General features: G+C 64.2%; 4 protein-coding genes. All 4 read right to left on the bottom strand.

Annotation, left to right across the window (positions count from 1 at the left end; all coding sequences use genetic code 11):
* On the bottom strand, positions 1-516 hold a 516-nt coding region (locus EN925_RS26485), incomplete at its 3' end, for an rRNA adenine dimethyltransferase family protein (protein ID WP_281040663.1).
* 10 nt (positions 517-526) lie between these two features.
* Positions 527-1,555, bottom strand: a complete 1,029-nt coding sequence (pdxA, locus tag EN925_RS26480) for a 4-hydroxythreonine-4-phosphate dehydrogenase PdxA (protein ID WP_127384835.1) — start codon at positions 1,553-1,555, stop codon at positions 527-529.
* A 1-nt stretch (position 1,556) separates the two neighbouring features.
* Complete coding sequence (locus tag EN925_RS26475) at positions 1,557-2,495, bottom strand: peptidylprolyl isomerase (RefSeq protein ID WP_024504313.1); 939 nt, start codon at positions 2,493-2,495, stop codon at positions 1,557-1,559.
* Between the two features lie 90 nt (positions 2,496-2,585).
* Positions 2,586-3,918: LPS assembly protein LptD (gene lptD / locus EN925_RS26470; RefSeq protein ID WP_164894400.1), on the bottom strand; the 1,333-nt coding region annotated here is incomplete at its 5' end.

Here is a 3,918-nt window from a genome sequence, read left to right as displayed (position 1 = left end):
GTCGCTGCCGGCGGGAGCGACGATGCGCTCGGCCACCTCGCGCTGGAACATCAAAGTCATCGAGGTGTAGAAAGGCGGCCAGTCGCTGACGGTCAACCAGCGCACCAGCAGCTCCGTGCCGATGTTGTAGGGCAGGTTGGCCACGATCTTGACCGGGCCGCCATTGCCGGTCGCTCGACTGGCAAGGCCCGTGAAATCCGTCTTCAGCGCATCGCCCGAAACAACCTCCAGCCGGCCGGGATAGTGGTCGGACACTTCGGCAAGAGCAGCCAGGCAACGTTCGTCGCGCTCTATGGCGATCACCTGGCGCGCTCCGTTGGCAAGCAAGGCGCGGGTCAGCCCGCCGGGACCGGGGCCGACCTCGATGACGGTTGCATCGGACAAGTCGCCGGCGGTGCGGGCGATCTTGCCGGTGAGGTTGAGGTCGAGCAGGAAATTCTGGCCGAGCGCCTTCTTCGCCTGCAGCCCATGCCGCTCGATCACCTCGCGCAGCGGCGGCAGCCCGTCGATGCTCATGCCCGAGATCTCATACGGCAACCGCCTTGGTGTTCGTGTCGGCCAGCCGCCGGGCAAGCTTCAGCGCCGCTATCAGGCTGTCGGGCCGCGCCACACCCTTGCCGGCGATGTCGAAGGCCGTGCCGTGGTCGGGCGAGGTGCGGATGAAGGGCAGGCCGAGCGTGACATTGACCGCCTCGTCGAAAGCCAGCGCCTTGGCCGGGATAAGCGCCTGGTCGTGATACATGCAAAGGGCCGCGTCGTAACCAGCCCGCGCCCGGACATGGAACAACGTGTCGGCCGGCAAAGGGCCGAAAGCGTCGATGCCTTCGGCGCGCAGGATGTCGACCGCCGGGCGCACGATCCGCTCGTCTTCGAGGCCCATGGCGCCGCCTTCGCCGGCATGTGGATTGAGCCCGGCAATCGCCAGCCGTGGCCTGGCGATGCCGAAGCGGCCGGCAAGGTCGGCAGCGGTGATGCGCGCGGTGGCGACGATCAGTTCGGTGGTCAGTGCCTTCGGCACCTCGGCCAACGCTATGTGGATGGTGACGGGAACGGTGCGCAGGTCGGGTCCTGCCAGCATCATCACCGGCATCGCCTCGACACCGCTGTGCCGAGCCGCCAGATGCGCCAGATATTCGGTGTGGCCGGGAAAGCGAAAGCCGGCATCGTAGAGCGGCTTCTTGGCGATGGGGCAGGTGACCACGGCCGAGGCTTCGCGGGCAAGGCAATCGGCGACGGCGCGGTCGATGGCCTCGATGGTGGCGGCCGCATTGGCCGGATCCGGCTGGCCGGGGCTGTCGATGCAGCCTGCAGCCAGCGGAACGATCGGCAAGGCGCGGGCAAAGACCTGCGCCGCTTGTGCCGGGGTGGCTTCGGCGATCGGCAGCGAGAGGCCGAGCAGGCGCGCCCGGGAGGCGATCAGCGCCGGATCGGCGAGCAGGTAGAAGGGGGGCAGGGCGGCAGCTTCACGCGCCATGAAGGCGGCGATGGCGATCTCCGGCCCAATGCCGGACGGATCGCCGGCGCTCAACGCGAGCGCAGTCACTGCGTTGCCCACGTCAGCGCTTGACGATGCGGGCTTTTGCCTTCAGCTCGTCGACATATTTCTTGCTGAGCGCGTCGGCATCCTTGTCGCCGCCGGAGCCTTCGGCCTGGAACGCCATCTGGGCAACCTTGTCGTCGGACACTTCGCGCGACGAGCAGATGCCGATGAATTCGACGCCGCGTTCAGTTTCGCGCGTGACGGTGGCACCGCCGACTTTGGTAGCTTTGATCTGCTCGGCCCAGTCCGGCGGCAGTTGCGGCGCCAGCACCCGGCCCAGATCGCGAACGGTGACGTCGATCAGGCCCTTGGCGAATTCGCGCGTCGTGTTGCAGCCGTTGAAGCGGGCGCGCATGGCGTCGGCCTCTCGCTTGCGTTTGCCCAGCGTCGCGCTGCGTTCAGCCGCCGGCACCACGAAGATGACCTGCTGCAGCATGTATTCGGTGGCGCTCGGTTTGGCGCCGCCTTTTTCGAGCATCTTCCTGACGAGATCCTGTTCGCTGACGGCGCCGGTGCCGTCGCCGGAACGGTAGCGCGCGCTCAAGGCCTGGTTCCAGGCCATCTGGGCGCGGATGAATTCCTTGAAGTGGCTCTTAGTGACGCCCGACTTCTCCATGACGCCGTCGAGCTGGCTGAGCTGCATCTTGTTGCTCGAGGCAAAGCGCTGGTACGCGGCATCGACCTGGGCGTCGCTGATGCGGATACCAAGCCGCTTGGCCTCGGCCATACGCAACGTCTGGTCGATCATTTCCTGGCCGGCATCGCCCTTCTTGCGCTGCAGCTTCAGGAAGGCGGCGCGATGGGCGATGTCGCCGGTGGTGACAGGAATGTCGTTGACGACGTATTTGATCTCGCTGGCGAAAGCCGGCGGCGCCATTACGGTGATCGACACGGACGTCGCCGCCACGAGCAACGCGAAACCTGCTGAAAAGAGGTATTTCCTCATCGTTGGCATCCCAATTCTATCCCGGTCCCGCCCAATTTGATCTTTCCAGGTGCGCGAAATCCGTGCCAGCCCTATGCGGCGAAACGATGTCGCCGATTGTTACTGGATCGTGTCGACGGCACTGGTCGACGAGCCGAAATCGCCGAGGGTGCGGAACGACAGATTGAAGCCGATGGTCTGCGACACCTCCCTGGTGTTCAGATCGCGCGACTGCGAGTAGGTCATCAAATAAGTGAAGCAGGAATCGTTGTAGGCGAAGCCGACGCCGTCCTTGACCAGCAGGCTCTGCTGCAGGTCGTAGGTTCCTGTGCCGAAGACGCGCCAGTTTTCGGCCAGATGCGTGGATGCACCAAGCGTGACCTCGTGGCGGTCGGTGGTGAAGCCGTACAGCGGCTGGGCCTGGATGAAGGCGTATTTGGCGCTCAGCGACACAGGCAGGCCGGAATAGGCGGCCTTCACCTCGGCGCGGCGGATCTCGAAGCTCTGTTCGTCGAAACGGCCGCTGACCGAGGCCGCGAAGCCGTTGGGGCTGTTGATGCCGAACAGGCCGACATAGTCGGACTTGGTCGTGTCGAGGCCGGAGTTTGCGCCGACATTCACCAAATCCGGCGCGGCGAACGAGTTCTCGCCGCCAATCTGATAGGATTGGCCGAAAATGGCATTGGTGCCCCAGCCATTGTTGTAGGAGCCGGAATAGCGGAAGCCGACATTGGCGCGCGAACCGCCTTCGACGCGGTCGTAGCCGGAGAACTTGTCGCGTTCGAACAAGGTGGTCGCATCGAAGACCATGCTTTGGGCGTCTTCGTTGGGTACTGAGAGGCCGCCGACATATTGCTCGTTCGGACGCATGAAGACCTGTGCCATCGGTTCGATGACATGGCTGGACCCGCTGGCCATGGAAAACAGCACCGGCCAACGCATCTCGAGGCCTGCGGTTGCCATGTAACGGGCAAATGACGAGCGCATATCGGCCTGCTCGTTCAAATTTGCTGCCATATTGTTAATGGCAGTGAGCGAAGCCGATGACGCATTGAGGTAGTCGACGTCGCCCTGCAGTGCGAGCAATGGCGTCAGCACCAGCCCGCCATCGGTGACGAAGCTCCGCTTCCACTCGGCCTCGGCGGTGAGACGGCCCGATTCGCCTTCGATACCAGGGACACGCTGTATGGGGGTGGAGAAAGTGTCATCGAGTTCGTCGCGGCGGATGACACGCGCGTTGACGTTGAGCGATAGCTGGCCGCCGGCCACCGACGCATCAGGAATATAGGCGTAGTCGAGCGACGGCAGCACCCAGGGCTGTTGTCCGCTTCGCGCAGAGGCGTTGTCGTCAGGTGTATCTTCCTGCACATCGAAATGCATGGCGCGCACGTCGAAATAGTTGCGGCCGTTGAGACCCGTCAAGTAGACCGACGACTGGTGGACGCTGCTATTG

The organism is Mesorhizobium sp. M7A.F.Ca.US.006.04.2.1 (assembly GCF_004022915.1).
GTDB classification, from domain to species: Bacteria; Pseudomonadota; Alphaproteobacteria; order Rhizobiales; family Rhizobiaceae; genus Mesorhizobium; species Mesorhizobium ciceri.
The sequence above is the reverse complement of the archived record's forward strand: the minus strand, read 5'-3'. Positions and strand labels throughout refer to the sequence as shown.

Excerpts from the sequence above, each read along its gene's own strand:
- EN925_RS26475 (WP_024504313.1), bottom strand. The coding sequence starts at position 2,495 with ATGCCAACGATGAGGAAATACCTCTTTTCAGCAGGTTTCGCGTTGCTC.